Source organism: Pseudomonas sp. FEN, from assembly GCF_904067045.1.
Lineage (GTDB): Bacteria > Pseudomonadota > Gammaproteobacteria > Pseudomonadales > Pseudomonadaceae > Aquipseudomonas.
The window spans coordinates 18173-44352 of sequence record NZ_CAJFDC010000024.1 but is presented as its reverse complement, the minus strand read 5'-3'; the positions used below and the strand labels follow the sequence as shown (position 1 = coordinate 44352).

Here is a 26180-nt window from a genome sequence, read left to right as displayed (position 1 = left end):
CAAGGCTTGCCCGGCACTGAAACGTTACTTGTCGTGAAAGGGTGACCGGGAACAATACCGACCTCACATTTCGAACTCCGCCTGCAAGGCGGCCCGCACGCAGTAAAGCACCCCTTCCGGCACGCGACCGGCAAACAGCTCGGCGATGGCGGTCACCGCCGGCAATTCGCCTTCGCCATCGAGGAAGGCGTCCTGGATTTCCCCCAGCAGGTCTTCCGGCAGGTCCAGCGCCTGTTCCAGCGACAGCTGCTGGCGGCCAATGGCTTCGGCCAGCAGGGTGTAGACGTTCTTTTCCGAACACTGCAACTGACCGGCGATCTGCAACGGCGTCATGCCGGCCCGGGCCAGGCTGATCAATTCGTGGCGGATGTCGGCCACGGCTTTCGGGGTCTCGACCTCCCCGCCCAGCACCTCGAGGAACGCCTCGCCGTAGCGCTCCAGCTTGCGCGCGCCGACACCGCTGACCTTGGCCATTTCCGCCAGGGAAGTCGGTTGGCTACGGAGCATTTCCAGCAACGTGGAGTCGGGGAAAATGACGTACGGCGGCACGCCATGTTCCTGTGCCAACTTGCGTCGCAGGGCACGCAAGGCTTCCCACTGTTCACGCTCCTCGCCACGCACCAGTTGGCTGGCCGGGCTGGCGGAGACGCTCTTGGCGCTGGCCTGTGGCTTGAGGTCGCGACGCAGTTCGAGGCTCACTTCGCCCTTGAGCAAGGGCCGGCAGCTATCGCTCAGGCGCAGGCCACCGTAGCCTTCCAGGTCGATATCGGCCAGCCCGCGGGCCACCAGTTGGCGGAACAGGGTGCGCCATTCGCCTTCGGCCAGCGCCTTGCCAACACCGAATACCGTCAGGTGCTGATGACCGAAACTGCGCACCTTGTCGTTTTCCTTGCCCAGCAGCACATCCACCAGGTGCCCGACGCCATAGCGCTGGCCGGTGCGGAAGATCGCCGACAGCGCCTGGCGCGCCGGTTCGGTGGCGTCCCAGGTCTGCACGCCATCGACACAGTTGTCGCAATGCCCGCAGGGTTGCGGCATGTCTTCGTCGAAATAGGCGAGCAAGGTCTGGCGACGGCAGCGGGTTTCTTCACACAGGGCCAGCATGGCATCGAGCTTGTGGTGCTCCAGGCGTTTGTGCCGCTCGTCGCCCTCGGAGTTCTGCAGCATCTGCTTGAGCATCACCACATCCTGCAAGCCATAAGCCATCCAGGCATCCGCCGGCAGGCCGTCGCGCCCGGCCCGGCCGGTCTCCTGGTAGTAGGCTTCCAGGGACTTTGGCAGGTCGAGGTGGGCGACGAAACGCACATTGGACTTGTCGATGCCCATGCCGAAGGCGATGGTCGCGACCATGATCAGGCCCTCCTCGTTGAGGAAGCGCTTCTGGTTGGCGGCCCGCACATCGCTGGCCAGCCCGGCATGGTAAGGCAAGGCCGGAAAGCCCTGCTCGCAGAGCATCGCGGCGACTTCGTCGACCTTCTTGCGCGAGAGGCAATAGACAATCCCGGCATCGCTGCGCCGTTGTGCGAGAAACGCCAGCAATTGCTTGCGCGGCTGCTCCTTGGGCACGATACGGTAGAAAATATTCGGCCGATCGAAACTCGACAGGAAGCGCTCGGCATTCTGCAGGTGCAGGCGATTGACGATCTCTTCGCGCGTGCGCTTGTCGGCGGTGGCGGTCAGGGCGATGCGTGGCACATTCGGGAACAGCTCGGCCAGCTGGCCGAGTTGCAGGTACTCGGGACGGAAATCGTGGCCCCATTGCGACACGCAGTGGGCCTCGTCGATGGCGAACAGGGCAATCTCGAGGTTCTGCAGGAACGACAGCATGCGCGGCTGCACCAGGCGTTCGGGAGCCAGGTAGAGCATTTTCACCTCGCCGCGACGAATCCGCGCAGCCAGGTCGCGTTGCTGTTCGGCGCTCAGAGTGGAGTTCAGGGCGGCAGCGGCCACTCCCAGTTCCTCGAGGGTCGCCACCTGATCGTCCATCAGCGCGATCAGCGGCGAGACCACAACCGTCAGGCCGGAGCGCAGCAAGGCCGGGACCTGGAAGCACAGGGACTTGCCGCCGCCGGTCGGCATCAGCACCAGGGCATCGCCGCCACTGGCCACGCGCTCAATAATGGCACCCTGGCGACCACGGAAGCTGTCGTAACCGAAGATGTCCTTGAGGACGCGTTGAGCCTGTTCGAGCATAGCCACTCCAAAAATCACCGAAACGCATTTCCCAAAGGCTGGCCCAAGATTCGCCGATTTCACGAAAAATTCCGTAAGCGGGCATTTCTTGAGCCGCCATGCGGGTCAGCAGCGCATCACAAAACGCGGCAGTATACCCGAGCGTCGGAGGGCAATGGGCGATGCCGGTCGGTTAAGGGAATTCAGTGCTTGCTGGCCTGAGGGCTCAAGAACGCCTAGAATTGCCTATCGTTTATTCCCAAGGTAGCCTCCAATGTCCTTCGCTGAGCAACTCACCCGCCTGCAAGCCTTCCTCGACGCCGACGAGCTGCACGAAGAAGCGCTGGACTATGTGGCCGCCCACGGCTACCTGACCGCGTTGTCGATCTGCGCCGAGATCGTCCCCGAGCGTGAATGGATCGACGCCCTGTTCTCCGAGGAACCGCACTACCGCGACGCCGCCCAGCGCGAAGAGATCGAAGCGACGCTGATCCAGCTCAAGGCCCATATCGCTCGCCAACTGGCTTCCGACGAAGAGTTCGAACTGCCCTGCGACCTCGACCTGGGCGACGACCCGGATGATTCCGAACTGCGCGGCTGGTGCATCGGCTTCATGGAGGGCGTGTTCCTGCGCGAGGAAGCCTGGTTCGAAACCGCCGAGGAAGAAGTCAGCGAGATGCTCCTGCCGATCATGGTCGGTTCCGGCCTGTTCGACGAACAACCCGAGTTCGCCGATATCGCCGCCGACGCCAACCTGATGGACGACATGGTCGTGCAGATCCCGGAAGCCCTGACCGCGCTGTACCTGCTGTGCAACGCCCCCGACGAAAAACCGGCGATCCTCAAGCCCCGTCACCACTGAGTCGGCTGGGTGGGACCCGGACTTTTCGGGAGCCGGATTTGTGGGAGCCGGATTTATCCGCGAAGAGGCCCGCGAGGCCGCCAAAAGCTTCGCGGGCAAGCTCCGCTCCCACAGGTTGTCCCGCACTTTTCAGATTGAACGCCCTTAGCTCGTCGGGCGATTTCTTTCATGGTTGCGCAAGAACGTCTCCTCGCCCATCGCCCGGATCTGCCCCTCGATCAAGGCCTCGAACGGCCGCAGCAACGCCGCGAACGACAGCGGCGCTTCCAGGCTTTCCAGCGCCTGGACAACCGCCTCCAGCGTTGACAACGCGCCAGGCTCGGGGGCCTTGCGCAACCGATAGCGCGAAACCGCCCCCGGCCGCAGCGTCACCCGCGGCAACGTCGCCAGCAATGGATTGAGGTACAGCAGCTTGCGCGCCTTGCGCCAGGTGCCGTCGGGCACCACCAGCAACAGCGGCAAGTCAGCAGGGGCCGCCGCATACGCCGACAAGGGTTGCGCATCCTCCCCCGGAAACAGCAATTTCGCCTGGTAACCGGGCTGCTGCAGCCATTCGGCCAGCTCTTCGAAAACTTCGCCTACCCGCAATTCGGCGTTGCTCAAGCCCAGCGCCGCCAACCGTGCGGTATTCAAGGCGTGGTTGACCTCGCTGGGGTGCTGCAACAGCAGCACGCGGGTGCGGCTGTGCAACTGCGGGATCAGTGTGCACAGGCAATGGCTTTCTGGGCGCAGGCAGCGTTCGCAACGGGCTCTGGACATTGAGTGAATACCGATCAGGACTGATTGAGCTGCGCTTTGAGCAGGTCACGGAACGTCTGGATCAAGGGTTCGCGACTGCGCCCCCGACGCAGGATCATGGAGAACGGGGCCTGGTAACCGAAGGTCGCCGGCAGCAGCACCCGCAGGTCGCCCTTGTCGGCCCAGGGCTGGGCATAGTGCTCGGGCAGGTAGCCGATGTAGGCGCCGGACAACACCAGGATCAGTTGCGCCTCCATGCTTTCCACCGTCGCCGCGCTGTGCTTGAAACCATGGCGCGCCAGCTCGGCCTGGCTCCAATAGCCGCGGCCAACCATGCGTTGCTGGGTGATCACCTGTTCCGGGATACGCCGTTCGTTGTACAGCGGATGACGGTTGCTGCAATACAGCCAGTGCTGTTCGCGATACAGCGGCTGGTAGACCAACCCGCTCATGCGCGTGGAGAAGGCGCCGATGGCCAGGTCCAGGCGATTGTCCTGCACGCCGAGCTGCAATTCGTAAGGGCTCATCACCGACAGGTGCAGGTGCACCGCCGGGTGCTCCTGGCTGTAGGCACCGATAGCCTCGGCCAGGGGCAGCGCCGGCTCGCTGACCGTGGAGTCGATCACCCCCAGGTTCAGGGTACCGCGCAACTCGCCCTTGAGAGCAGCGGCATATTGCTCGAACCCTTCGAGTTCACCGAGCAGGCGCAGGGTTTCCTGATGGAACAGCTCGCCCTTGCTGGTCAGGCTGAAACCGCCGCGTCCACGATGACACAGGACCAGGCCCAGGGAGGCTTCGAGCTGGCTCATGTAGGTGCTGATGGCCGACGTCGAGAGATTGAGTTCCTGCTGGGCATTGGCAAAGCCCTGGTGCCGGACCACGCTGACGAAAATGCGCAATAGTTTGAGGTCGGGTAAAGCGTTGGCCATGGGAGTTCCTATATAGGGCCTGAATACCGGGCAGTGTGGCGAGGGGGCTTGCCCCCGTTGGGCGGCGAAGCGGCCCTTAAATCAGCAACCACGTTGTATCAGGCAGATTGCTGTATCCGCTTTACGACTGCCACGCAGCCGAGCGGGGGCAAGCCCCCTCGCCACCAAGGTATTCACCGGAAACAAGTCTATCTCCCAGCCTGCCATTAGTTTAGAAAAATCTGAACTAACTATTTGCCGGTAGCGATTCTTCCCGCCGACCGCCTTTCGCAGAATCGGCCCCTGATAACCAAAACAAATGATGAGGCTTACCCGTGGACAAGATTCTTCACCAACCACTGGGCGGTAACGAAATGCCGCGCTTCGGCGGCATCGCCACCATGATGCGCCTCCCGCACCTGCAATCCGCCGCCGGCCTTGACGCCGCGTTCATCGGTATCCCGCTGGACATCGGCACCTCATTGCGTGCCGGAACCCGTTTCGGTCCACGGGAAATCCGCGCCGAATCGGTGATGATCCGCCCGTACAACATGGCCACTGGTGCCGCGCCTTTCGACTCACTGTCGGTGGCCGACATCGGCGATGTGGCGATCAACACCTTCAACCTGCTGGACGCCGTGCGCATCATCGAAGAAGCCTACGACGCCATTCTCGAACACCCGGTCATCCCGCTGACCCTCGGCGGCGATCACACCATCACCCTGCCGATCCTGCGGGCCATCCACAAGAAGCACGGCAAGGTCGGCCTGGTGCACATCGACGCCCACGCCGATGTCAACGATCATATGTTCGGTGAGAAAATCGCCCACGGCACCACCTTCCGCCGCGCCGTGGAAGAAGGCCTGCTCGACTGCGACCGGGTGGTACAGATCGGTCTGCGCGCCCAGGGCTACACCGCCGAAGACTTCAACTGGAGCCGCAAGCAGGGCTTCCGGGTGGTTCAGGCCGAAGAGTGCTGGCACAAATCCCTCGCCCCGCTGATGGCGCAAGTGCGCGAAAAAGTCGGTGGCGGCCCGGTCTACCTGAGCTTCGATATCGACGGCATCGACCCGGCCTGGGCACCCGGTACCGGTACCCCGGAAATCGGTGGCCTGACCACCATCCAGGCCATCGAGATCGTCCGCGGTTGCCAGGGCCTCGACCTGATCGGCTGCGATCTGGTCGAAGTCTCACCGCCCTATGACACCAGCGGCAACACCTCGCTGCTGGGGGCCAACCTGCTGTACGAGATGCTCTGCGTATTGCCCGGCGTAGCCCATCGTTGAGGCGCCGCCATGAATGAGCATGATCAGGTTCTCAAGGCAGCCGCCGCACTGGTGAGCGCCTTCGCCGCCAATGATCGCGAAGCCTACTTCGGCGCATTCAGCGCCGATGCCAGTTTCGTCTTCCACACCCTTCACCAGCCACTGCTGTCACGCGATGCCTACCAGGCGTTGTGGGACAGCTGGCGTTCGGAGGATGGCTTCGAGGTGCTCTCGTGCACCTCGAGCAACGCTTGCGTCAGCCTGCAGGGCGACGTGGCGATCTTCATCCATGACGTAACCACCGAGCTGCGCCTGCAAGGAGAGCTTCTCTTTAGCCAGGAACGCGAAACCATTGTGTTTCGCCAACAACAAGAACAAGGCCAATGGCTGGCCTGCCACGAACATTTGTCCGCGCCCCCCCAAGGACTGCCCTCCCCTTAGCCAACGCCGGCGACGCCCACAAACGATGGGCGCGCCACAATGATCGGAGCAGATCATGAATAACAACAATGAGAAAAGCCTTAGCAGCATTGAAACCTTCGGGGTCGAACAGATCCCCGACCATGAACGCGACGCCCGCCCCATCGACCTGTTTCGCCTGATCTTCGGCGGCGCCAATACCTTCGCCACGGCCGTACTCGGCAGTTTCCCGGTGCTGTTCGGCCTGTCCTTCCAGGCGGGTGTCTGGGCAATCGTGCTGGGCGTGCTGCTCGGCGCGCTGATCCTCGCGCCCATGGGGCTGTTCGGGCCGATCAACGGCACCAACAACGCCGTCTCCTCCGGCGCGCACTTCGGGGTGCACGGGCGGATCGTCGGTTCGTTCCTGTCGCTGCTCACCGCCATCGCGTTCTTCTCGCTCTCGGTGTGGAGCTCGGGGGATGCGCTGATCGGCGGCGCCAAGCGCCTGATCGACATACCGGAAACCGACCTGACCCTGGGCCTGGCCTATGGCCTGTTCGCGATCCTGGTTTTGACCGTGTGTATCTACGGCTTCCGCTTCATGCTATGGGTCAACCGTATCGCCGTGTGGGCCGCCAGTCTGTTGTTCCTGCTGGGGATCTTCGCCTTTGCGCCGACCTTCGACAGTCACTTCGCCGGCACCGTCGCCTTGGGCCAGGCCGGTTTCTGGGCCGCCTTCATCGGGGCCGCGCTGGTGGCCATGAGCAACCCGATTTCCTTCGGGGCGTTCCTCGGTGACTGGTCGCGCTATATCCCCCGTGAAACCTCGAAAAGCCGGATCATGCTGGCGGTGATCGCGGCGCAGATCGCCACCTTGATTCCGTTCCTGTTCGGCCTGGCGACCGCCACCATCGTCGCGATCAAGGCCCCGGACTACATCACGGCGAACAACTATGTCGGTGGCCTGCTGGCCGTCTCGCCGAGCTGGTTCTTCCTACCGGTGTGCCTGATCGCGGTGATCGGCGGCATGTCCACCGGTACCACCTCGCTGTATGGCACCGGGCTGGACATGTCCAGTGTGTTCCCACGCGTGCTGTCGCGGGTCAAGGCGACTTTGCTGATCGGCGTGCTGTCGATTGCCTTCATCTTCATCGGCCGTTTCGCGGCGAACCTGGTGCAGAGCGTGTCGACCTTTGCCGTGCTGATCATCACCTGCACCACTCCATGGATGGTGATCATGATCATCGGCCTGCTGGTGCGTCGCGGCTACTACTGCCCGGATGACCTGCAAATCTTCACCCGCGGCGAAACCGGCGGTCGCTACTGGTTCAGCCACGGCTGGAACTGGCGCGGCCTGGGCGCCTGGATCCCCAGCGCGCTGGTGGGCCTGTGCTTCGTCAACCTGCCGGGGCAGTTCGTCGGCCCGCTGGGCAACCTGGCCGACGGCATCGACATCAGCCTGCCGATCACCCTCGGGCTGGCGTCATTGATGTACCTGGCGCTGCTCAGCCTGTTTCCGGAAACGGCGGAGGTTTACGCCCCGGACGACGCGCGCCAGCACAATGCAAAAACGTTGAAACCTGGGGCGCGCCAGACGGCCTGAAGCACAAGCGCGCTGGCACACTTTCTGTTGGCGCGCCGGTCGATTTCCGGCGATGAGGCCCTGGAGCCTGGCACCGTATGATCGGCCGCCATTGCCGGCAAGCCGGCGCCCATACCGGGGAATGAACGGGGAAACTTGTGCGGTATCGGCCCATAGCAACTACGCTCTTGATAAACAAGCGCGCACGAGGAGCGCTGGTGTCATCCCTGACAGCCATCGCAATGCCCCCTCCTCGGCACAGTCCCACCGCCCGTATCGCAAAGGCTACCAAGGGGATCGAACGGATGAAAAAAGCCGAGATTCGCCAGCGCGTGCATGACTTCATCAACCAACGGCTCGATGAGCATCAAGCGTTCGATGACGAGCAGACCTTGCAGACATTGGGATTGGATAAACAGGACATCGAGGATCTGATGTTCCGTCTTGAAGATGAGTTTGATCTGACCGCGTTTACCGAAGAGGAAGACCGCCTGCTCAAGAACGCGATCACGGTCAACGACTTGAGTCTTTTCCTGCAGAAAATTGCTCGTCATTGAGCCGCGTAAATGCCGTTCAACGGAGTTGCCCGCGACGCCATGGACGAACAGGAGAACCCTTTCGCGGCGGTACGGCGCTCCAACAAGCTCCGCTCCGACACCGACCGCGTTATCCAGTCAAAAGACTATGATCCGCCAGCAAATACTTACCGACGCGGTTGACGACGACGGCGATCATCGTCCGTGCGAATAGGTACTGGCTGCAGTGGCGGTTCGATCAGGCCAAGAGCAACTCCGAGGTCATGGAGCCAGGTTTGCAGTTTGTCTTTCATATAGCCCCCTTCAGGGTAATGCGAGCGACGGAGTTCTGTAGCCGCTTCACACAGATCATAGCCCTAAGTCCTACGCAATGCTGTCCCTTGCATCAGGATCTTTGATTTAAATCATGGCAAAACGCTTCAAGCCGACGCACGGACCTCATCAGCACTATTCGTCAGCGGGAGTGGAGTGTTTTTCTGCAACTCGATCCAGGCCGCCAGGTTGGCGCCGACCATACCCTTGCGCCACATCAGCCAGGTAGTGGCGCTGGCAAAAGGCTCGACCAGCCGATGTACCGACACGTTTTCACGCCCAGGCAGGCTGGCCAGCATCGATTCGGACATCATCGCCACGCCGGAACCGGCGGTCACACAGGCAAGCATCCCGGGATAGGACTCGATCTCGATGGCGCGGCCCATGGCTGCGTGATAATGGCCGTACCAAGCCTCCAGGCGCAAGCGATAAGCACAGCCGCGGCGAAAGGTGAAGACCGGCTGCCCCTGTACCTCCAGGGCGCTATGCACCGGCGGATGATCGGCCGGGCAGATCAACACCAGGGTTTCATCGCAGAACGAGATACCGTCGAGCCCGGCCAGTTGCAGCGGGCCATCCACCAGGGCGGCATCCAGGCGTCCAGAGACCAACCCTTCAAGCAATTCGCCGCTGGGCGCGGACTGCAACTGCAGGTTTACCTCGGGATAAGTGCGGTGATAACGCGCCAGCATCGACGGCAAGTAAATCGCCGCCGTGCTGTACATGGTGCCCAGCACGAAATCCCCCGCAGGCTGCCCGCCAAGCACGGCGGCCTGGGCCTCGTCATGCAGCGCGAACAAGCGGCTCGAGTAATCGAGCAAAACCTTGCCGGCCGGTGACAATTGCAGACGCTGGCGCTCACGCAGGAACAGTTCGACGCCCAGTTGCTCCTCAAGCTGCTTGAGTCGCGTGGACAGGTTCGATGGCACCCGGTGCAAGCGCTCGGCGGCGCGAGTGATGGAGCCCTCCTCGGCCACGGCCTGGAAGATACGCAACTGGCTGAACTCCATGATCCTCTCCAAACCTGAACAAGTTACTCACTATTATTCATTTTTAAAGAAAGTCAATCGATCCTAGCCTAGCGGTCATAGTCCTCTGCCAGGAACCGACGCCATGTCACCGCTGATTCGCCTGACCGCCTGCTGCGTCGCCCTGATGATGGCCATGGGCGTGGGCCGCTTCGCCCTGACCCCGCAACTGCCGCACCTGATCAGCGAGGGCCAGATCGACCTGACCGCCGCGGGCCTGATTGCCGCCGCCAATTACCTGGGCTACCTGCTGGGCGCGGTGGACGCGCTGTTCGTCCGCCGCGCCCGGCCTATTCGCCTGCGTCTGCACGCCGGTCTGTGGTTGTGCGTGCTGCTGACCCTGGCCTCGTTCTGGGCCCACGGCTTCTGGTCACACTGGCTGCTGCGTTTCGGCACGGGGGTGGCCAGTGCCTGGGTGGTGGTCATGATCACCAGCCTGAGCCAACCGCTGGCACATGCCGCCGGCCGGCCACGGCTCGGCGCCTGGGTGTTTGCCGGCCCTGGCCTGGGCATCCTGCTCACCGGCCTGCTGGCGCTGGGTTCGAACCTGCTGGGGCAGAACTCGTCGACCCTGTGGCTGGTGTACGCCGGTGTCGGCCTGCTGATGTTGCTACTGATCCAGCCCTTCCTGCCGCTACCGAGTACCAGCCCCGGCGGCGCCCCCGTGGCCATGGACGGCGAGCCGCGGCCCATCGCTCATCTCGGCCTGATCTACGCCTTGTATGGCCTGGGCTACATCATCCCGGCGACCTTTCTCTCGCAGATGGCCAGTGCGCGCTTCCACGGTCAATGGCAGGCCGATTTGTTCTGGCCCTGCTTCGGCCTGCTCGCGGCCCTCGGCGTGGTGCTGGTGAGCCTGCGGCGCGCCAGGCCCGACAGCACCCATCGCTGGCTGATGGTGACGCTCTGGCTGCAAGCCGCCGGGGTCTTCGCCTGCCTGTTGTCGAGCGGCCTGGGGCTGGTGCTGGGGGTGATACTCTGCGGCATGCCATTCCTGGCCTGCATGCAGTTGGTCATGCAGCGCTCGCGGGAACTGGCGCCGCAGACCACCCACCGCAATGCCGGGCTGCTGACCGCCTGTTTCGCCACCGGTCAACTCTGCGGACCGTTGCTCGCGGCCTTGAGCAGCCACTTCAGTGCTGACCTGCGGCCGGCCTTGATCGTGGCGGGTAGTGGCCTGGTGCTGGCGGGGTTGGTATTGTTGCGACCGGGGCCGGCCCCAGTGCCGAGGGCGGCACTGACGCAACGCTGATCGCCGCGGGGCCGCAACAGCGGGCTGCGGCGATGGCGTCAGCCGGGGCAACAGCACATTTCAGCTCAACTCGATGCGGTCGGCATGGATCACGATCTGACCTTGCTTGTAGAGCGCGCCGATCGCCTTCTTGAAGTTGCCCTTGCTGACTCCGAACAAACCACTGATCACGGTCGGATCACTCTTGTCGCTGACCGCCAGCACGCCATTGTTCTCACGCAACTTGGCGAGGATTTTCTGGTTCAGGCTGCCCGAGGCTTCCTCCCCCACGGGTTGCAGGCTCAGGCTGATCTTGCCATCGGCGCGAATCTCCTTGATAAAGCCTTTTTCCTCTTTGCCGGCCCGCAGGAACTTGAATACTTCGTTCTTGTGAATCAGGCCCCAGTGCTTGTTGTTGATGATCGCCTTGAAGCCCATGTCGGTCGCTTCGGCCACCAACAGGTCGACTTCCTGGCCGACCTTGTAGTTGGCCGGCGTCTTGTCCAGGTAACGATCCAGACGGGCGGTGGCGGTAATACGCCGGGTATGCTTGTCGAGGTAGACATGCACCACACAATAGTCACCGGCGCTCAACTGGCGCTTCTCTTCGGAATACGGCAGCAGCAGATCCTTGGGCAATCCCCAATCGAGGAAAACTCCAATGCTGTTAACTTCCTTGACTTTGAGACTGGCGAATTCGCCGACCTGGACTTTGGGTTTTTCCGTGGTGGCAATCAACTTGTCAGCGCTGTCCAGATAAACGAAAACATTGAGCCAGTCTTCATCTTCACTGGGAATATCCTTGGGGATATAACGGTTGGGTAGAAGAATCTCACCGTCCGCGCCACCGTCCAGATACAAACCGAAATTAGTGTGTTTAACCACTTGCAAGCTGTTATAACGCCCGACTAAAGCCATTTCCAATACCCTCATTGCGTGACCGGCATTCTACCCGAGTTTGGCAGTACTGTTTCACCGTGCTTGGCAATAGCCGAAACGCCCGCTGCAAGGCTTGATTTTCAAGGGTTTGCCCATGGCAACCATGGCCGTTCGTCAGACCGCTGGCTACGCACCCGATTGAAATCCGGCCCTGGCGCGAAATACTATCGAGGTCTCGTTGCGAATTAAAACAGCAGCTTAGCCAACCCTCATCGGGTCCTGGCGAAGATATAGCCTGATCCCCGGACCTTTCAGCTGGATATTTATCAAGCAATTGTCAAGTCTTTCAGGTAGAATGATCGATCCAGTTAATATCTACACAGGTTAATGGCCGCCATGCGCGTAAAAGCATCCAACAGCAAAGCAAAGCCCGCTCCAGCCGTTGAAACCAGCGATTCGATCAATGAGCAAATTGCGGCCTTCCTGAAATCCGGCGGCGAAATCCAGCAAATTGCCAAGGGTGTCAGCGGCCAGACTTTCGGCCCATCGAAACAGATCACCCTCGGCAAAAAGTAATTCCTCCCGCGCAACATCCAAGCCACTCTGCGCTTTGAACCCCAAGGCGCAGGGCTGAAGCAATACCCCTCTCGCACAAACCGCGCTGATCGATCCGCGTGCAAGCCACTGTACGCCCGCATCCGCCGCGCCGGTCGTCATCGCTGGTAACCATTACCCGGTTGAACCACTGAGCTCATAAGCGTTCCATGGAGCAATGCCCTCATCAGGATTCGTCCATGTCGCACAGGCTGACATCCCTCTTCTGGCTGCTGATCCTGGGTCTGGCACTCGGCGCCTGCTCCCGCGCAGGCCTGGCCTACCGCAACCTCGACTTGATCATTCCCTGGACCCTCGGCGACTACGTGGACATGAACCGCGGGCAGAAAGACTGGTTCCGCGAACGCCTCAAGGAGCACCTGCATTGGCATTGCACCACGCAACTACCGGGCTACCTGGACTGGCTCGAGCGCGTGCAGCAGATGGTCGAAGCCCGTCAGGTCACCGATGCCACCGTTCAGGCCCGCACCGCCGAAGCCCGGCAGGCCATTGCGCAGGTGGTGCAAGCCGTCACGCCCTCGGCGGTCGAATTGCTGCGGGGCCTGAGCGATCAACAGGTGGCCGAGATGGGTCAGGCCTTTGCCAAGGACCAGCGTAAACATCGGGCTCAATACGTGACGCCGCCCCTCGACGAACAGGTCCGCGACCGCGCCGAGCGCATGAGCAAGCGCCTCAAGGGCTGGCTCGGACCACTCAGCCTGAGCCAGCAACACCGCATCACGGCCTGGTCCACCAGCCTGGGCGAACAGAACCGACTCTGGGTGGCCAACCGGATGAACTGGCAGGCGCAATTGAGCGCGGCGCTCGAACAGCGCCAGCGCGCGGACTTCCCACAACGGATCGAACAATTGCTGCAAGATCAGGACAACCTGTGGACCCCCGAGTACCGTCAGGCCCACGAGCACGCGGAACAGGCCACCCGCAGTCTGCTGGTGGCGCTGATGGCCGAGAGCAACACCGACCAGCAGACGCGGCTACTCAAGAAGATCGACGACCTGCGCCAGGACTTCGCAGGCCTCAAATGTCTGAAAACGCCACGCAACCTGTAGGAGCAGGGCTTGTCGGATCGCCGCACCGCCGCGAAGCTTTTAGCGGCTGAGCTGGCAATGGCGGGGCAGCCTGCACCACCCCTCCCCGTTCCGCCAGACACCCTGGTCTAAAGGCTGTCGCTGGTGGAGAACCCGGTGCCGGAAGAGCTGGACGAGTCATCGGAACTGGAACCGCTCGACGAAGCGCTGTCGAAGAAGCCACCCGAGCGACTGCTCGAACTGCTGCCCCGATTGCTGCTCGGACGAGCATTGCCGCGCGGACTGGGAGCGACCGTGATGGACTGCCGGTGGCTATCCACCTCATTCACCAGTTGGGAGAGCGACATGGCACCTTGCATGAATCCGACGAGTAACACATCAAGATTCATATTCGGATAATCGTAGCGGGAACTGATGTGATCCCCGGACTGCAGCGCACGCTCCAGTTGCTTGGCCCGCTCGTAGTTGTCCTCGGTGTCCCGGCACTGCTGCTCCAGAGACGCTACGCGCAGCCGCAACGCCTCCAGCTCAGCGCGCAAATCACGCACCCTGCGCACCAGTTCGTCATCCTGCGCACCCTCGGTCTGCCCGGCCAGGCGCTCCAGTGTCAGGTCATTCATCTCGGCCAGTTGCCGGGACAACAGCTCGGAGACCTTGACGAAATCCTCGTCGCGCTTGCCGACGTACAGCTCCAGGCGCCGATGAATCACATTGGCCTGCGCCTTGCCCGCTTCCAGCGCCTGCCGGGCTTGCTCCTGGCGCGCTTGCAAAACTGGTATATCACTGGCGGACAGGGCGCTCTGGTGCAGTCGCGCGCGCTCGACCTCCTGGGCCGCGCGGTTTGCCTGACGCTCCTTGCGCGCGGCCTCATTGGCTTGCTGCATGGCCAAGAGCATGCGCTCGACGGCACTGTTCTGGGTGAAATTGCACAGTCGCGCAATCCAACGATCCAGACCACGGCAGAAAAACTTGCCAGAATAGCGATCCGTACCGAACCCGCGATCCCGCAGGTAGACGTAAAGCGAATCCGCCTGGAATGCCTGGAGCTTGAGCCAACACTCATCGCGCAATTCCTTGCAGGACTGCTCGTCGGCATCGCTGACCAGGGCCGCCCGTTGCTGGTAGCGCGGGTCTTGCTCGACTTGCCGGGCAAGGCCGGCAGCCAGGTTCTCAAGCTCTTCGGTCAGACTCGAAATCACCTGCAACTGCCCGGCAATGCCCTCCTCCACCTGCGTCAGGTCCTGGCGCAGAGCGGCCTCGGCCTGTTGCCGCTGGTCGAGCAGACGCTGAACCTCGGCGCCAAGCGGAGCGCCACCGGACAACTGATAATTGGCTATATGGGGAAAGGCATTGCCAATACCCTGCTGCAGGCGCAACTCCTGATCGCGCGCGGCGGACAGTTCGAGCTGGAACTGGCGCAACTGCGACTCATAGTGCCGGGAGTTGTCACGAATGGATGCTTCCAGGCGACTCACGTTCATCACCACTCCAGGATGTAATCAGGTTTGGTTTTGACCGGCCCTTTGACGAACGCAAAGGACAGCGAGTTGGCGGCCTTTTTCCCCATCAGACGATCATCGACGAGGCCGTCGAGCAGCTTGTCGTTCTTGGCCGCCTGATAGGTGGCCTGATTGACCCGCACGCCAAAAACCGAGGCATAACGCCGCTCCCCGGTCTCGACGCTGGTGATCGGCAGCGGGACCACATTGCCCGAGGCGTCCAGCGCTTCGGCCAGCAAGTACCAGGACTTGCCCCCGGTCGGATCAAAATTGCGCTCGACCATCGACTTCTCGCCGGTGCGACTGACCACTTCCAGGGTCAGGGGCGTCGCTGCCACCGCCAGCAATTGCCGGACCTCCTTCAATCCCTGTTCTGCGGCTGTTGCATTGGTGTCCCTGACGGCCTGATCGACCTTGGCGAACAGCGGCTGGAACTGCTCGGCGTCCGTCTTGCTCAAGCCCATCTTGCGTACCTTGTCCTGGACGTCCTGCAATTGCGTGAACCAGGAGCGGATCGCACTTGCTTGCGCACTCAGCGCGTCCAACTCAGCCGCCAGCGCCTTCAAATCAGCGCTGTCCTGCTTCAGGCTATCGGTCGCCGAGTCGATCAGCCTGGAGTCCTCTGCCCGGCTCTGTTCAGTGACCTGCAACGGCAGCGTGATCCGCTCTACGGCGCGCGCTTTCTCCAACACCGCTACGGCCTGCTCGAACAGTCGCCGTGCCGTGGGCTGATTCGCTACAAGCGCGTCGGCCTCCAACGTGGCGAGCTGTTTTTCCAGCTGCTCGCGCAACCCGACATGGCCAGCAACCAGCTCGCGCGCGTCATCCGCTCGCTTCTGCGCGCCCTGCATCGCCGCCTTGCCAAAAAAACCCGCGACCGGCTGCGCAACCAGCACCAGCCATAGGCTCACCCCCAGGACACCCACCATGGGCATCAGCCAGCGACGGCGAGTGATGTAGGCCCGTGCCAGCAGTCTGGTCAGCGGAGCAACCGGTGCCGAGGCCTGATAAGTCAGGCGGTTGGCAAAGAAATTGCGCACGCCCTCCTCGACCAGGGCATCCTCCACCGCGATTCCCTTGGCCCGGTAAAACTCGCGGATCTGCTCGGCAACCAATTGGCGGTGTTTGGGAAGATTCAGCTGTTTCTGCAGTTCGGCCTGGCTGAAACGCATCTCGTCGATCAGCGCCATGGCCCCCATCTGCTCGGTGAGGGAGACAACGTTGCTCACTTCAGATCCCCTTTTGCAGGAGCGCGCTGAAGCGACGCTTGCTGTCCTCGGTAATCGACTCGATTTCCGCCGCCGCCGCGGAGGACTCCTTGCGCAACTCCTGGATCAGACTCAGGCTGCTGGCCTGGAACTCCACCACGGCCTCGGCCAGGGCCTTCACCGAGCTGGCCTTCAGGGTCGAGCCATAACCGGCCTTCAGCGCCGCATTCAACTGCTCGCCGCCGACCTTGGCCTGGATCTCGAGGCTGGAGTTGATGCCCTCGTTCATCGCATTCAGGGTATTGGTCACCTCGGCCAGCCCGCCGGACGAAGTGAAGCCCGCCGCCAGGCCGGTGAGAACGATCTCGTTGGTCGCGAAAAAGCTCACGGCACGCTGGTACAGCCGCTCCTTCACGCTGTGGTACTGGCTCAGGCGCGCGAACACCAGTTCGGCCGCGTTGTAGGCGGTCTTCAGTTGATCGGCGATATCGCTGATGATCTGGTAGCGCTTGTCCTCGTCCTGCAGATCGCGCAAAGCGACATCCCGCGCCAGTTCGAGCTTGGCCCGCTCGGCGGCTTCCAGCGTGGCGCCCTCCAGGGCCGCTCCGGCCTCGGTCAGGGCCTGGCGTCCGCTATCCAGCTTCGCCTGGGCGATTTTCTGCACCTCGCAGGCATCCACCTCGGCGGTTTTCATTGCCAGGCGATAATCCTGATAGGCCTCGAGAATCAGGCTTTCCAACTGGATCTGCTCATTCGCCGACTTCGCCACACCCAGGTAGTTCTTGCGAATGTCCTCGAAGCGATCCGGGATCGAGCCGCGGCGCACATTCATCCAGCCCAACCGGACGCGTTCGGAGAGTTGCAGCTTGCCGTCGGCCATCCACTCCATCATCTGTCGGGCATCGGCCTGGATCGAATCGAAGCTGGCGGCGATATCGGCATAACGGGTACTGATATCCATGCTCTGCAACTTGTCGCGGACCACCGCGTTGAACACCGTGGACTGTTGCAGGGTGGCGGCGATCGCGGTGACGCGGGTGGCGTCATACACCGAGACCTTGTCCAGCAGCGCCAGCACAGGGGAATTCTGGTCCGGGAAAGTGATGCCGATGGAGCGCAAGGCGGACATGGAGCGTTCGAGGTAGTTCATGAGCATATTCCCTGTTATGGAGCCTTCCTGGGCTCCATCATCCTGCCGACGTGAGCGCGAAATAGTAACAGAGCAGCATGATCTTTTACCAAAGAGCCATCACCGCCCTGTGGCTTGAAGGACAGTCGCGGCAGCGATGCCTGTGGGAGAAAGTTTCCTACCTGAGCAAGGTGCCTTTGTGGGAGCGGTGCTTGCCCGCGAAGAACGATAACGCGGTGTATCTGAAAAACCGTGGCGTCCCTTTCGCGGGCAAGCACCGCTCCCACAAAAAATGCCAATGCCCCGACAAGTCGGGGCATTGGCATGGAGGCAACCGCTGCTCTGCGTTCTCACGCAGCCATCGGCGGCTTATTCGGCAGCCGGCGCTTGCGGCTTACGCCGCTTGAGCGGCGCCATGCCGTCCTTGCTGACCAACGACAAGGCATCGGTCTTTGGTCGGTTGGCGATCTTGCGCTTGGTCGGTGCCTTGGCGGCCGACTTCTTCTTGTCGCCCTTGGCGTCGGTCTTTTTCTTCTTCACACCCACGGCCTTGCCCGAAGCCTTGACCTTCTTCGGCCCGCCGTAGGTGCCCTTGACTTCCTTGATGGTGCGGCGCTCGAAGCTCTGCTTGAGGTAGCGCTCGATGCTCGACATCAAATTCCAGTCGCCGTGACAGATCAGCGAGATCGCCAGGCCGTCGTTACCGGCACGTCCGGTCCGACCGATACGGTGCACGTATTCGTCGCCACTGCGCGGCATGTCGAAGTTGATCACCATGTCCAGGCCGTCCACGTCCAGACCGCGAGCGGCGACATCGGTGGCCACGAGGATCTTCACCCCGCCCTGCTTCAGACGATCGATGGCCAGCTTGCGATCCTTCTGGTCCTTCTCGCCGTGCAGCACGAACGCCTTGTATTCCTGGGCCACCAGGCGACCATAGATGCGATCGGCCATGGCCCGGGTGTTGGTGAAGACAATGGCCTTCTGATAGGTCTCGTTGGCCAGCAACCAGTTGAGGATCTGTTCTTTATGCTGGTTGTGGTCGGCGGTGATGATCTGCTGGCGCGTGGTGTCGTTCAGTTGGCTGACCGCATTGAGCTGCAGGTGCTCGGGGTTGTTGAGAACCTTGGCGATCATCTCGCGCAGGCCGGAACCGCCGGTGGTGGCGGAGAACAGCATGGTCTGCTGGCGGTTGGTGCATTCATCCACCAAGCGCTGCACGTCTTCGGCAAAGCCCATGTCGAGCATGCGGTCGGCTTCGTCGAGTACCAGCACTTCGACTTCTTTCAAGTCCAGGTTGCCGGCGTTCAGTTGCTCGATCATCCGCCCCGGGGTGCCGATCAGGATATCCGGGACCTTGCGCAGCATCGCGGCCTGGACCTTGAAGTCTTCACCGCCGGTGATCAGGCCGGACTTGATAAAGGTGAACTGCGAGAAACGCTCGACTTCCTTGAGGGTCTGCTGGGCCAGCTCACGGGTCGGCAGCAGGATCAGGGTCTTGATGCTCACGCGGACCTTGGCCGGGCCGATCAGGCGATTGAGAATCGGCAGGACGAACGCGGCGGTCTTGCCGCTGCCGGTCTGCGCCGTCACCCGCAGGTCACGCCCCTGCAACGCCAGCGGAATGGCCGCGGCCTGCACCGGCGTTGGCTCGACAAATTTAAGCTCGGCCACGGCTTTGAGCAGGCGTTCGTGCAGGGCGAATTCGGAAAACACGGGTGCTACCTCGAAGAAATACAAAATATCAGCGGCATAGGGTAACGGTTTCGAGCGCCGAGGCCGAGTTTCTTTGTGAAAAGCGCGACAAACAGCGCTGTTTTTGTGAGCGGATTTGTCTTCAACGGTCATCTTTGAAGTGTTAAATGCTCTAATCCCCCGGTCATTTCCCGCAGAAGATTCGTCGTCCCCCATGGATATCAAACAGCTCTGGCTGCGCACCCAGGATATTTTCAGCGCACTCGATCAACATCCCCTGCTGCAAGCCGGGCTCGGCCTGGCCTTGTTGCTGATCGTGGCGCTGGTGCTCGGCCGGGTGGCGCGTTATGTGATCCTGCATACAGCGCGATTGCTCGGGCGCCAACCGGCGCTGCACTGGGTCAACGACCTGCTGCAGAACAAGGTGTTCCATCGCCTGGCGCAAACCACGCCCTCGCTGGTGATCCAGTTCGGCCTGCACCTGGTACCGGAACTGAGCAAGACCGGCCTGATCTTCTTCGGCAATGTCGCGCTGGCTTTTACCTTCCTGTTCCAGGTGCTGGCCATGAGCGCCCTGCTCAACGCCCTGCTGGATATCTACGCACGCACCGAACATGCGCGCACGCGCTCGATCAAGGGCTATGTGCAATTGGCGAAGATGGTGCTGTACGTGTTCGGCGCCATCGTCATCGTCGCCACGCTGATCGACCGTTCGCCGCTGTTGCTCCTCTCCGGCCTGGGCGCGATGTCGGCGGTGATCCTGTTGGTCTACAAGGACACCCTCTTGTCCTTCGTTGCCAGCGTGCAGTTGACCAGCAATGACATGCTGCGGGTCGGCGACTGGATCGAGATGCCCCAGGTCGGCGCCGACGGCGATGTGGTGGACATCACCCTGCACACGGTCAAGGTGCAGAATCACGCGTGAGTTCACCGCGCTAGACAACTCTTGTGAGTTGGACTTCAATGGACATCGTCATCCCATTTAGTCCACGAGTCATCGCTCATGAACCTGTCCGACGCACGACCCACAGGCCGGTATGAAAAGGTCCTTCTGACTGATCTTCACCTCTGGCAGCCCTGCGAAGAAGACGACGCCGGAGACTGGATCGACCCTCGCGATCCTTCGTTCGAGAGCCCCCGCCCCTACCCCATTAAGCCCATGCGCGCAGCACCCGAAAGGATCGGGCGGCACTACGTGATCGTTCAGCCCGATGGCGCCCTGTGGCGCGACGGCAGCCTTTACCTCCTGGAGCGAGCAATCCACGGCGCAATGAAAGCGGCCACCTGCGCGAATATCGCAGGCGATCTCGCACACCTGATGAACGCCCTGCTCGATGAGGGTGTCGACTCCGAAGCGTTCGAAGGCCCCACATTCAAAAGACCTACCTACGCCTACCAGGCCGTTCTGAGAAAACAAATAGGGAGAGGCGAGCTTTCGCGTAAAACTGCCAACCGAAAACTGTCTTCCATGACGGGCTTGTACCGGTGGAAGGTATCCACAAAAGGATTCCTTCCAACTCAAGAGATGTGGAAGGAATCCAAGAAAATTATCTCCGGCCTTGACCGACATGGGTTCCAATGGTCGAAGACGATCACCAAAACCGATTTGACGTTCTCCGTTACGGAGGAGAACCCTAATCCCGGCTTCATTGAGGACGGCGGCAAGCTGCGCCCCCTAACCAGGGAGGAGCAACAAGCATTGATTGAGGCCCTGGTCAAAACAAACAACCCCGAGATGATGTTGATATTTTTCATCGCTTTAACATCAGGCATGAGAGCGCAGTCAATACTTACCCTCAGGGCTTCCTGCATCAACAGAAACGCGGACCAACTACCCGAAAATACCCTTATCCCAATTACCATGGGCGACGGTACGTTAATCGACACCAAAAACAACAAGCGGATGGCAGTTAAGGTCCCTGCGTGGGTGCACCTAAGAATATCCGATTACCTGAATTCAGATCGCTACAAAGAACGAGCTAAAAAGTCTCACATCACTAATCCAGACGATCAATACGTATTCCTTACTCGTACTGGCAAGCCTTACTACGATGCCCAAGAGGACATGGATGCAATGAAAAACCGAGCAGAAAGCGGATCGGCGATCCGGCAGTTCAAACGCCAACTCGAAAAAATAATTGCCCAGACCGGCAATGCATTTAAATTTCAGTTCCACGATCTCCGAGCGACTTTCGGAATGAACCTGTTGGAGGATCACATGAAAAACAGCAAATCGGAACTCAAAGAGCTAGAGGCCTTAGAGATGGTTAGGTCAAGACTAAACCACTCAAGCCTGGAGGTGACTCGGCGCTATTTAAATTTCAGGAAAACTCAAGGCCGGGTCTCACAAGCCCAATCCGGCTTTGAGGCTCACTTACGAACTATCATTGACGGGCAACTGGAGCAACATGAAATTAAACGAACGCACGATCAACACGGTGTGCCTGGCTGATTACGAACTGCAATCCTGCCAGCGCCATCTTCAAACGCTTCCACTCGAAAGCATCGTCGTCTACACGTTCGACAACCGCAGCTTCGACGTCGGCGCACTTTGTTATACCAATCGCTTCATCCGCCTGCGCGCGGCCATCAAGTCAGTCGACCTATCGACTCATCGGCCTGAGCGCGTTGCCGCTGTTCGCCGCTGGATAGAAGGCAAAGTCACCACCAATTACACCCGAGGGAGCCTCGAAACTACCCAGAGCAACCTAGTCGAATTCGGCGGTTTTGCTGTCTGGTGCGATACCAATGGCCACGAAGATTTCCTGACTAGTCCGCAAGCCTATCACTATGCTCTCAAGGGCTACAGCCTGCATTTGGTAGAAAGAATTCGCAAAGGGGAGATCAAGCCCTTCACTGGCAACCGTTTGCAAAGTGAGCCGTTGAAATCAGGCGCCCTGATTTTTCCTCAAACACGTATAAGCTTCAGCGCTGATATGCCCATCATATCTAACCGCGCGCCGGACGTTGATAATACGCAGATCCCCACTGACGAAAAGATGGCGCAACAACTGTCCGTATCAGAGGAGCTGTTCAAAAAATTATCCAATTTTGTTTTGGAGAATTGCCCATTCCCCTATCAGTTGAGCTTTGCAGGGGAAATGATCTGGCTGCTTCCCGGCGAGTTCCCATTCATCACATCTGCCTACTCAGCCCTTCGTAAGGGTAAGGTAGCCAACAATATTTTCTGGGATTATGAAAAAGGATGTGTACGCACTCTAGCTGAATGCATTCCCCTATCCCTCCAAAAGCCCTATTATCTTGAGCGTCAAATCTTAGATGCAAACAACCTGCTTCGGTCGACCAACGCTAATCCGAAGCACGAGAAGCGCCTGCGGCTGGCGAAGCTGGCCCATGACGCTTTCGTTTGCTTGTTTGCAGCAAACACCGGGTACAGTGAGAAGCAGATTCGCGATCTTCCTTGGGAAAATGATTATGAAGTCGGAGACGCGGAGAAACTGGGCTTCTGCGTAATAAAACTCCGTGCAGGCGGCAAGCTGATTAATATCGAGATTACTAAAGTCTTCCTCAAGTCCTTCCGTGCTTATTTGAAGCTCCGGTCTTACATCTGCGGTGAGACTGCACACCCTTACCTATTCGTAGGCAGCAAAGTCCACCGTCCGGAAGAGCTGACGCAGCTCCGGATGAACACCCTGAAGTCGCTGAACGACCGCATTCGAACCTTTATTGATCCAAATTTCGTGTCTTTGGGGTATCGGGAGCTGCGCGCTTATAAGTCGAATTTCATGCTGAGCCGAGGCAACGATGTAGAGACGGTTGCGCTTGTTATGCAGAACTCGCCTGGTACGGTTCGACGGAGCTACAGCCAAGCGGAGGAAAAAACCGCTATCGATGAAATATCAGCGATGCTCAACAGGCTGGCGTCACTTCTCAACGACTACAGCGGAGAGCCAAACGCTGCCGGAGACTGTTCGGATCGCAATAAACCCATCACCGTTGGTCACGCTCCCGATGGTTACATACCGGATTGCAAAAACCTCCAAGGGTGCATCTTCTGTGTGCACTTCCAGACCCATGCTGATGAACAGGGAATCCACAAGCTCCTGAGTATGCGGTTCGTTGTGTCTCGCCACATCTCGCTTACAGAAAACGCTCAGCACTTTGAGACAGTTCACGGTGCAGCCTTGAATCGCCTTGATGAAATTCTGGCCCTCCTCAAGCGAGAGCGGCCTGACATGATAGGTCTGATCACCCAGTTATCAGAGAAAGTGGAGAAGGAGTTCTCCCTAACGCCGTATTGGAACCGCATGTACGCGCGCCTCTACAAGCTTGGCGTCATGCACTAACAGCAACCCACTTGGAGCCTTAGTCGGATGCGCTGCGCAACCCGCTGCGCGGAAGGTTCCAGGGGGTGGTCTTGTCGGGTCGAGTAACGCCTGACACACACTGTATGCGCGATTAACTGGGTTCGCATAAACACCGAATTACCGAGTCTCTAACGCAGCGTTATCTGCTGGCACTTAAATTTACCTGGCACTGGAGCCCAACATGATCGAACTCAATCAAAACACAGGTGTTTTTCCTCTCTCCATCAACCGCTTGCGCAGCGACATTTACTACGGCATGTCGCTCGCACGTATTGGGCCGGGGCTGGTGATTGCTCGGGATGCAAATGGCAATCCTATTTGCAGTTTTGACGATAACGAATGGAGTTTCCCCGCCTACGCGCTTTTGGGTAAAGATAATCCAAATTTCTACTTTTCCGGACATGAGGGTATGACAGAACAGGACTCCAAAAATCTTGAGACGTGCAAGCGCCTATTCCTGGTAAAAATGTTTGCCCCAGTTGGTAAAACAGGAGAGCCCCTACGCCTTGCGACGATGCATTCGATCAAGTACACCCTTCATGAAATCTGGAAATATGCCTCAGAAAAACAATGCACCATCCAGGATATATTCGCCGACTACGACCTGATGCTGGATATGGTCAAACGGCTTGGCCCTATAAAAACCAAAAATATCAAATCTTTAGCATCCACGCTGAGCCAGCTCGATTCTGAAGAAATAACTTTTACGATTAGCGGGCCAGTCATGGCCGTCATTAAAAAGGAGAACAAACGCACCAGCTATGAAACTGACCAGCACCCGGTAATCCCTAGCCGGATATTATGGGATCACTACTGCCAGTACAAAGCACACCTCAAAGACTTTATTGAAAACCAGGAGGGCATAGAAAATCTTGTCCACAAAGCTGCTAAGAATCCAGTATATGGCCGAAGCAAAAACTATCATGTGCGAACTCGCGAACGCTTCAAAAAACTTTCTCAAGTAGAGCGCGTGGCGCACCTTCAATACCCCGTTGACTTTAAACATGCGATTGAGGAGCATAAACTTACGCACCTGTGTAAAAAATACGAATGGGATAGATTAGCTTCTGTCGCCAGTTTTATTGGCACCGTCCAGTACTGCGCAAAAAATCTGGTCCACATGTTCACACTTATGAGAGACCATGAGGTTCGAGAGCTTACGCCAGGCTGTGTACAACCTACAAAAGGTTGGAAAAACGAGGCAATCTACCTTGTAGGGATGACCACGAAGCTTTTTAGCAAAGCTAAGGAGGTTAACTTCATCACCGTCAGCGAAGTACTGGAACCAATAAACGTACTCACCTCCATCCACGATATGATCGTCCCATACGTTCCGCTCGGAAGTGACACTTCGCCGCTACTACTTTCACTTAGCGCGCTGCCATTTTCCAATGGAAAGTCCACGACTAGAATGAGCACCTCATCGCATAAACACAAGCTTAAACCCGTGCTCATTCAAGAAGATGACATTGTAGAACTCGAAACTATTGACCCGCTCAGAGACTGGCGCTCAGACCGTAAATTCCAGGTCGGCAAGCCCTGGAACATTACATCCCATCAATTCAGGCGGTCGATTGCTGTTTTTGCCGGACAAACCGGGTTGATTACCCTACCCTCCATGAAACGCTTGCTGGTGCATCTGACACGAGCTATGGCCATGTATTACATGCAAGGGTGTGGGGCTAACAATTATATGCTCCGTCTGATTGATCCGGAGCTTGCCAAGGAGCTGTACAGTGCTCGTCAAGACGCAGACGCTGCTATGTACCTCCGTGAAGTGCTAAATTCCGTAGAGGTACTCCAAGGCTTCCACGGACGGCGCGCTCAAGCTGTACGGGTGCCACTGTGGCGAGAGTCAAGCCCGGAGCAAACCGCAGCTCAGGTAAAGCGTGGCCTAGATGTGTTCATTCCGACCGTTGTGGGTGGTTGTACCCACCGGGGGCCTTGTGATAAACGTGCACATGCGAATTTTACGCTATGCGATGGATGCGCGGGCGGGGTGATCTCGGAGAAAAAAGTCGATGAGACTATCGAACTCATCAAGTGGGACATCGCTGAGATGAAGCCTGGTTCTATTGAATATGAGGCCGAGCTGAAAAACCTTGAAGATTTCGAGAATTTGAAAAAACGCGTGACAAAGTGAATCGCCTCCGCTGGTGGTGATTACTTGATGACCACCACCTGGAGCATACAATGCATCATGAAGAGGATAGTTCTACTCTCGGGCCTTACTACGAGGCCCTTGAGAGACTAAAGAAAGGCAAGCCTGTAGTGGTTTCTAAAGGGACGAAGATCAATCTTAACTCTGTTGCGCTTGAAGCTGGCCGGTCTGCCGGGAGCATTAAAAAGAGCAGGGTTGTCTACGAACAACTTATCCAGGATGTGAAAGATTCGGCCCGAGCACAAATTGAACTCTCCGAGCCTGGCCGACTGGACTTACAAGCTTCAAAGGCGAAAACTGCCAAGGCAAAAGCACAATCCGATGAGTACGAAGAAAAGTACAAAGCAGCCCTGGCGCGCGAACTCATGCTGCTGGCCCAACTGAGCGAAGTCGAGCAAAAACTGAAAAAGGTGACAAATGTTCACCCAATCAGGAAAGGCAATAAGGACAGCACCAGTCATAGGTGAGGCTCGTCCCTGCTACCGCTATGGCGCCCAGGTCTTCAAACACGTCGTTATGACCGTGGAGTATGGGTTAGAGTCCAAGGCAGCTACGTACACCGTAAGGCGTACGTAATTTCTGATTGGCATTCATAACGAGACGCT

22 protein-coding genes and 1 pseudogene are annotated in these 26180 nt (G+C 59.2%); 13 read left to right on the top strand and 10 right to left on the bottom strand.

Annotation, left to right across the window (positions count from 1 at the left end; all coding sequences use genetic code 11):
• Positions 1 to 63: 63 nt before the first annotated feature.
• Entirely contained in the window at positions 64 to 2193 is a 2130-nt protein-coding gene (gene recQ / locus PFEN_RS20730; protein WP_191488583.1) for a DNA helicase RecQ, read from the bottom strand.
• Between the two features lie 253 nt (positions 2194 to 2446).
• Between recQ and PFEN_RS20725 the strand changes: the two genes are divergently transcribed.
• Complete coding sequence (locus tag PFEN_RS20725) at positions 2447 to 3034, top strand: YecA family protein (RefSeq protein ID WP_191488582.1); 588 nt, start codon at positions 2447 to 2449, stop codon at positions 3032 to 3034.
• Positions 3035 to 3178: 144 nt separating this feature from the next.
• On the opposite strand, the gene PFEN_RS20720 is transcribed toward PFEN_RS20725, so the two are convergent.
• On the bottom strand, positions 3179 to 3793 hold the full coding sequence (locus PFEN_RS20720; RefSeq protein WP_191488581.1) for a tRNA-uridine aminocarboxypropyltransferase: 615 nt from the start codon (positions 3791 to 3793) through the stop codon (positions 3179 to 3181).
• A gap of 14 nt (positions 3794 to 3807) precedes the next feature.
• Complete coding sequence (locus tag PFEN_RS20715) at positions 3808 to 4701, bottom strand: LysR family transcriptional regulator (protein WP_191488580.1); 894 nt, start codon at positions 4699 to 4701, stop codon at positions 3808 to 3810.
• A gap of 314 nt (positions 4702 to 5015) precedes the next feature.
• On the opposite strand from PFEN_RS20715, the gene speB reads away from it, so the two are divergent.
• The 4 genes from speB (at position 5016) to PFEN_RS20695 (ending at position 8483) form a co-directional block, all read left to right on the top strand.
• Complete coding sequence (speB, locus tag PFEN_RS20710) at positions 5016 to 5966, top strand: agmatinase (protein WP_191488579.1); 951 nt, start codon at positions 5016 to 5018, stop codon at positions 5964 to 5966.
• Between the two features lie 9 nt (positions 5967 to 5975).
• Positions 5976 to 6386 carry a nuclear transport factor 2 family protein gene (locus tag PFEN_RS20705; protein WP_191488578.1) on the top strand — a complete coding sequence of 137 codons (411 nt, stop codon included), beginning with the start codon at positions 5976 to 5978 and terminating at the stop codon, positions 6384 to 6386.
• A 52-nt stretch (positions 6387 to 6438) separates the two neighbouring features.
• Positions 6439 to 7947: a purine-cytosine permease family protein gene (locus PFEN_RS20700; RefSeq protein ID WP_224771036.1), complete on the top strand. Its 1509-nt coding sequence runs from the start codon at positions 6439 to 6441 to the stop codon at positions 7945 to 7947.
• 284 nt (positions 7948 to 8231) lie between these two features.
• Positions 8232 to 8483, top strand: a complete 252-nt coding sequence (locus tag PFEN_RS20695; RefSeq protein ID WP_191488576.1) for an acyl carrier protein — start codon at positions 8232 to 8234, stop codon at positions 8481 to 8483.
• A 146-nt stretch (positions 8484 to 8629) separates the two neighbouring features.
• Here the strand turns inward: PFEN_RS20695 and PFEN_RS31220 are convergent, their stop codons facing one another.
• Entirely contained in the window at positions 8630 to 8755 is a 126-nt protein-coding gene (locus PFEN_RS31220) for a PA1414 family protein (RefSeq protein ID WP_017903325.1), read from the bottom strand.
• A gap of 126 nt (positions 8756 to 8881) precedes the next feature.
• Complete coding sequence (gene ptrR, locus PFEN_RS20690; RefSeq protein ID WP_191488575.1) at positions 8882 to 9784, bottom strand: putrescine utilization regulator PtrR; 903 nt, start codon at positions 9782 to 9784, stop codon at positions 8882 to 8884.
• A 103-nt stretch (positions 9785 to 9887) separates the two neighbouring features.
• Here ptrR and PFEN_RS20685 point away from each other — a divergent pair, with 103 nt between their 5' ends.
• Positions 9888 to 11054 (top strand): YbfB/YjiJ family MFS transporter, encoded by a 1167-nt coding sequence (locus tag PFEN_RS20685; RefSeq protein WP_191488574.1) that lies wholly within the window; start codon positions 9888 to 9890, stop codon positions 11052 to 11054.
• Positions 11055 to 11114: 60 nt separating this feature from the next.
• On the opposite strand, the gene PFEN_RS20680 is transcribed toward PFEN_RS20685, so the two are convergent.
• Positions 11115 to 11951: a S1 RNA-binding domain-containing protein gene (locus PFEN_RS20680; RefSeq protein WP_191488573.1), complete on the bottom strand. Its 837-nt coding sequence runs from the start codon at positions 11949 to 11951 to the stop codon at positions 11115 to 11117.
• Between the two features lie 348 nt (positions 11952 to 12299).
• On the opposite strand from PFEN_RS20680, the gene PFEN_RS20675 reads away from it, so the two are divergent.
• Positions 12300 to 12488: a hypothetical protein gene (locus tag PFEN_RS20675; protein ID WP_176987101.1), complete on the top strand. Its 189-nt coding sequence runs from the start codon at positions 12300 to 12302 to the stop codon at positions 12486 to 12488.
• Positions 12489 to 12706: 218 nt separating this feature from the next.
• Entirely contained in the window at positions 12707 to 13576 is an 870-nt protein-coding gene (locus tag PFEN_RS20670; protein ID WP_191488572.1) for a DUF6279 family lipoprotein, read from the top strand.
• A gap of 107 nt (positions 13577 to 13683) precedes the next feature.
• Here PFEN_RS20670 and PFEN_RS20665 read toward each other — a convergent pair whose 3' ends face one another.
• The 4 genes from PFEN_RS20665 to PFEN_RS20650 all read right to left on the bottom strand — a co-directional run bounded on the left by PFEN_RS20665 (position 13684) and on the right by PFEN_RS20650 (position 19107).
• Positions 13684 to 15036: a hypothetical protein gene (locus PFEN_RS20665; RefSeq protein WP_191488571.1), complete on the bottom strand. Its 1353-nt coding sequence runs from the start codon at positions 15034 to 15036 to the stop codon at positions 13684 to 13686.
• Entirely contained in the window at positions 15036 to 16283 is a 1248-nt protein-coding gene (locus PFEN_RS20660) for a DUF6384 family protein (RefSeq protein ID WP_191488570.1), read from the bottom strand. Before PFEN_RS20660 ends, PFEN_RS20665 begins: the two co-directional genes overlap by 1 nt.
• Before the next feature lies 1 nt (position 16284).
• Positions 16285 to 17412, bottom strand: coding sequence for a merozoite surface protein 3b (locus PFEN_RS20655; RefSeq protein ID WP_191488569.1), 1128 nt, complete (start codon positions 17410 to 17412; stop codon positions 16285 to 16287).
• 348 nt (positions 17413 to 17760) lie between these two features.
• Positions 17761 to 19107, bottom strand: coding sequence for a DEAD/DEAH box helicase (locus PFEN_RS20650; RefSeq protein WP_191488568.1), 1347 nt, complete (start codon positions 19105 to 19107; stop codon positions 17761 to 17763).
• Positions 19108 to 19300: 193 nt separating this feature from the next.
• Here PFEN_RS20650 and PFEN_RS20645 point away from each other — a divergent pair.
• From PFEN_RS20645 to PFEN_RS20625, 5 genes and pseudogenes are all read left to right on the top strand, one after another.
• A pseudogene (locus tag PFEN_RS20645) lies at positions 19301 to 20002 on the top strand (mechanosensitive ion channel domain-containing protein); the annotation flags it as partial.
• An 87-nt stretch (positions 20003 to 20089) separates the two neighbouring features.
• Positions 20090 to 21538 carry a tyrosine-type recombinase/integrase gene (locus PFEN_RS20640; RefSeq protein WP_224771031.1) on the top strand — a complete coding sequence of 483 codons (1449 nt, stop codon included), beginning with the start codon at positions 20090 to 20092 and terminating at the stop codon, positions 21536 to 21538.
• Positions 21495 to 23393: a hypothetical protein gene (locus tag PFEN_RS20635; RefSeq protein ID WP_191488567.1), complete on the top strand. Its 1899-nt coding sequence runs from the start codon at positions 21495 to 21497 to the stop codon at positions 23391 to 23393. Before PFEN_RS20640 ends, PFEN_RS20635 begins: the two co-directional genes overlap by 44 nt.
• Before the next feature lie 202 nt (positions 23394 to 23595).
• Entirely contained in the window at positions 23596 to 25557 is a 1962-nt protein-coding gene (locus PFEN_RS20630; protein ID WP_191488566.1) for an integrase, read from the top strand.
• Positions 25558 to 25607: 50 nt separating this feature from the next.
• A complete protein-coding gene (locus PFEN_RS20625; RefSeq protein WP_191488565.1) occupies positions 25608 to 26042 on the top strand; it encodes a hypothetical protein in 435 nt (144 codons plus the stop codon).
• Positions 26043 to 26180: the final 138 nt, after the last annotated feature.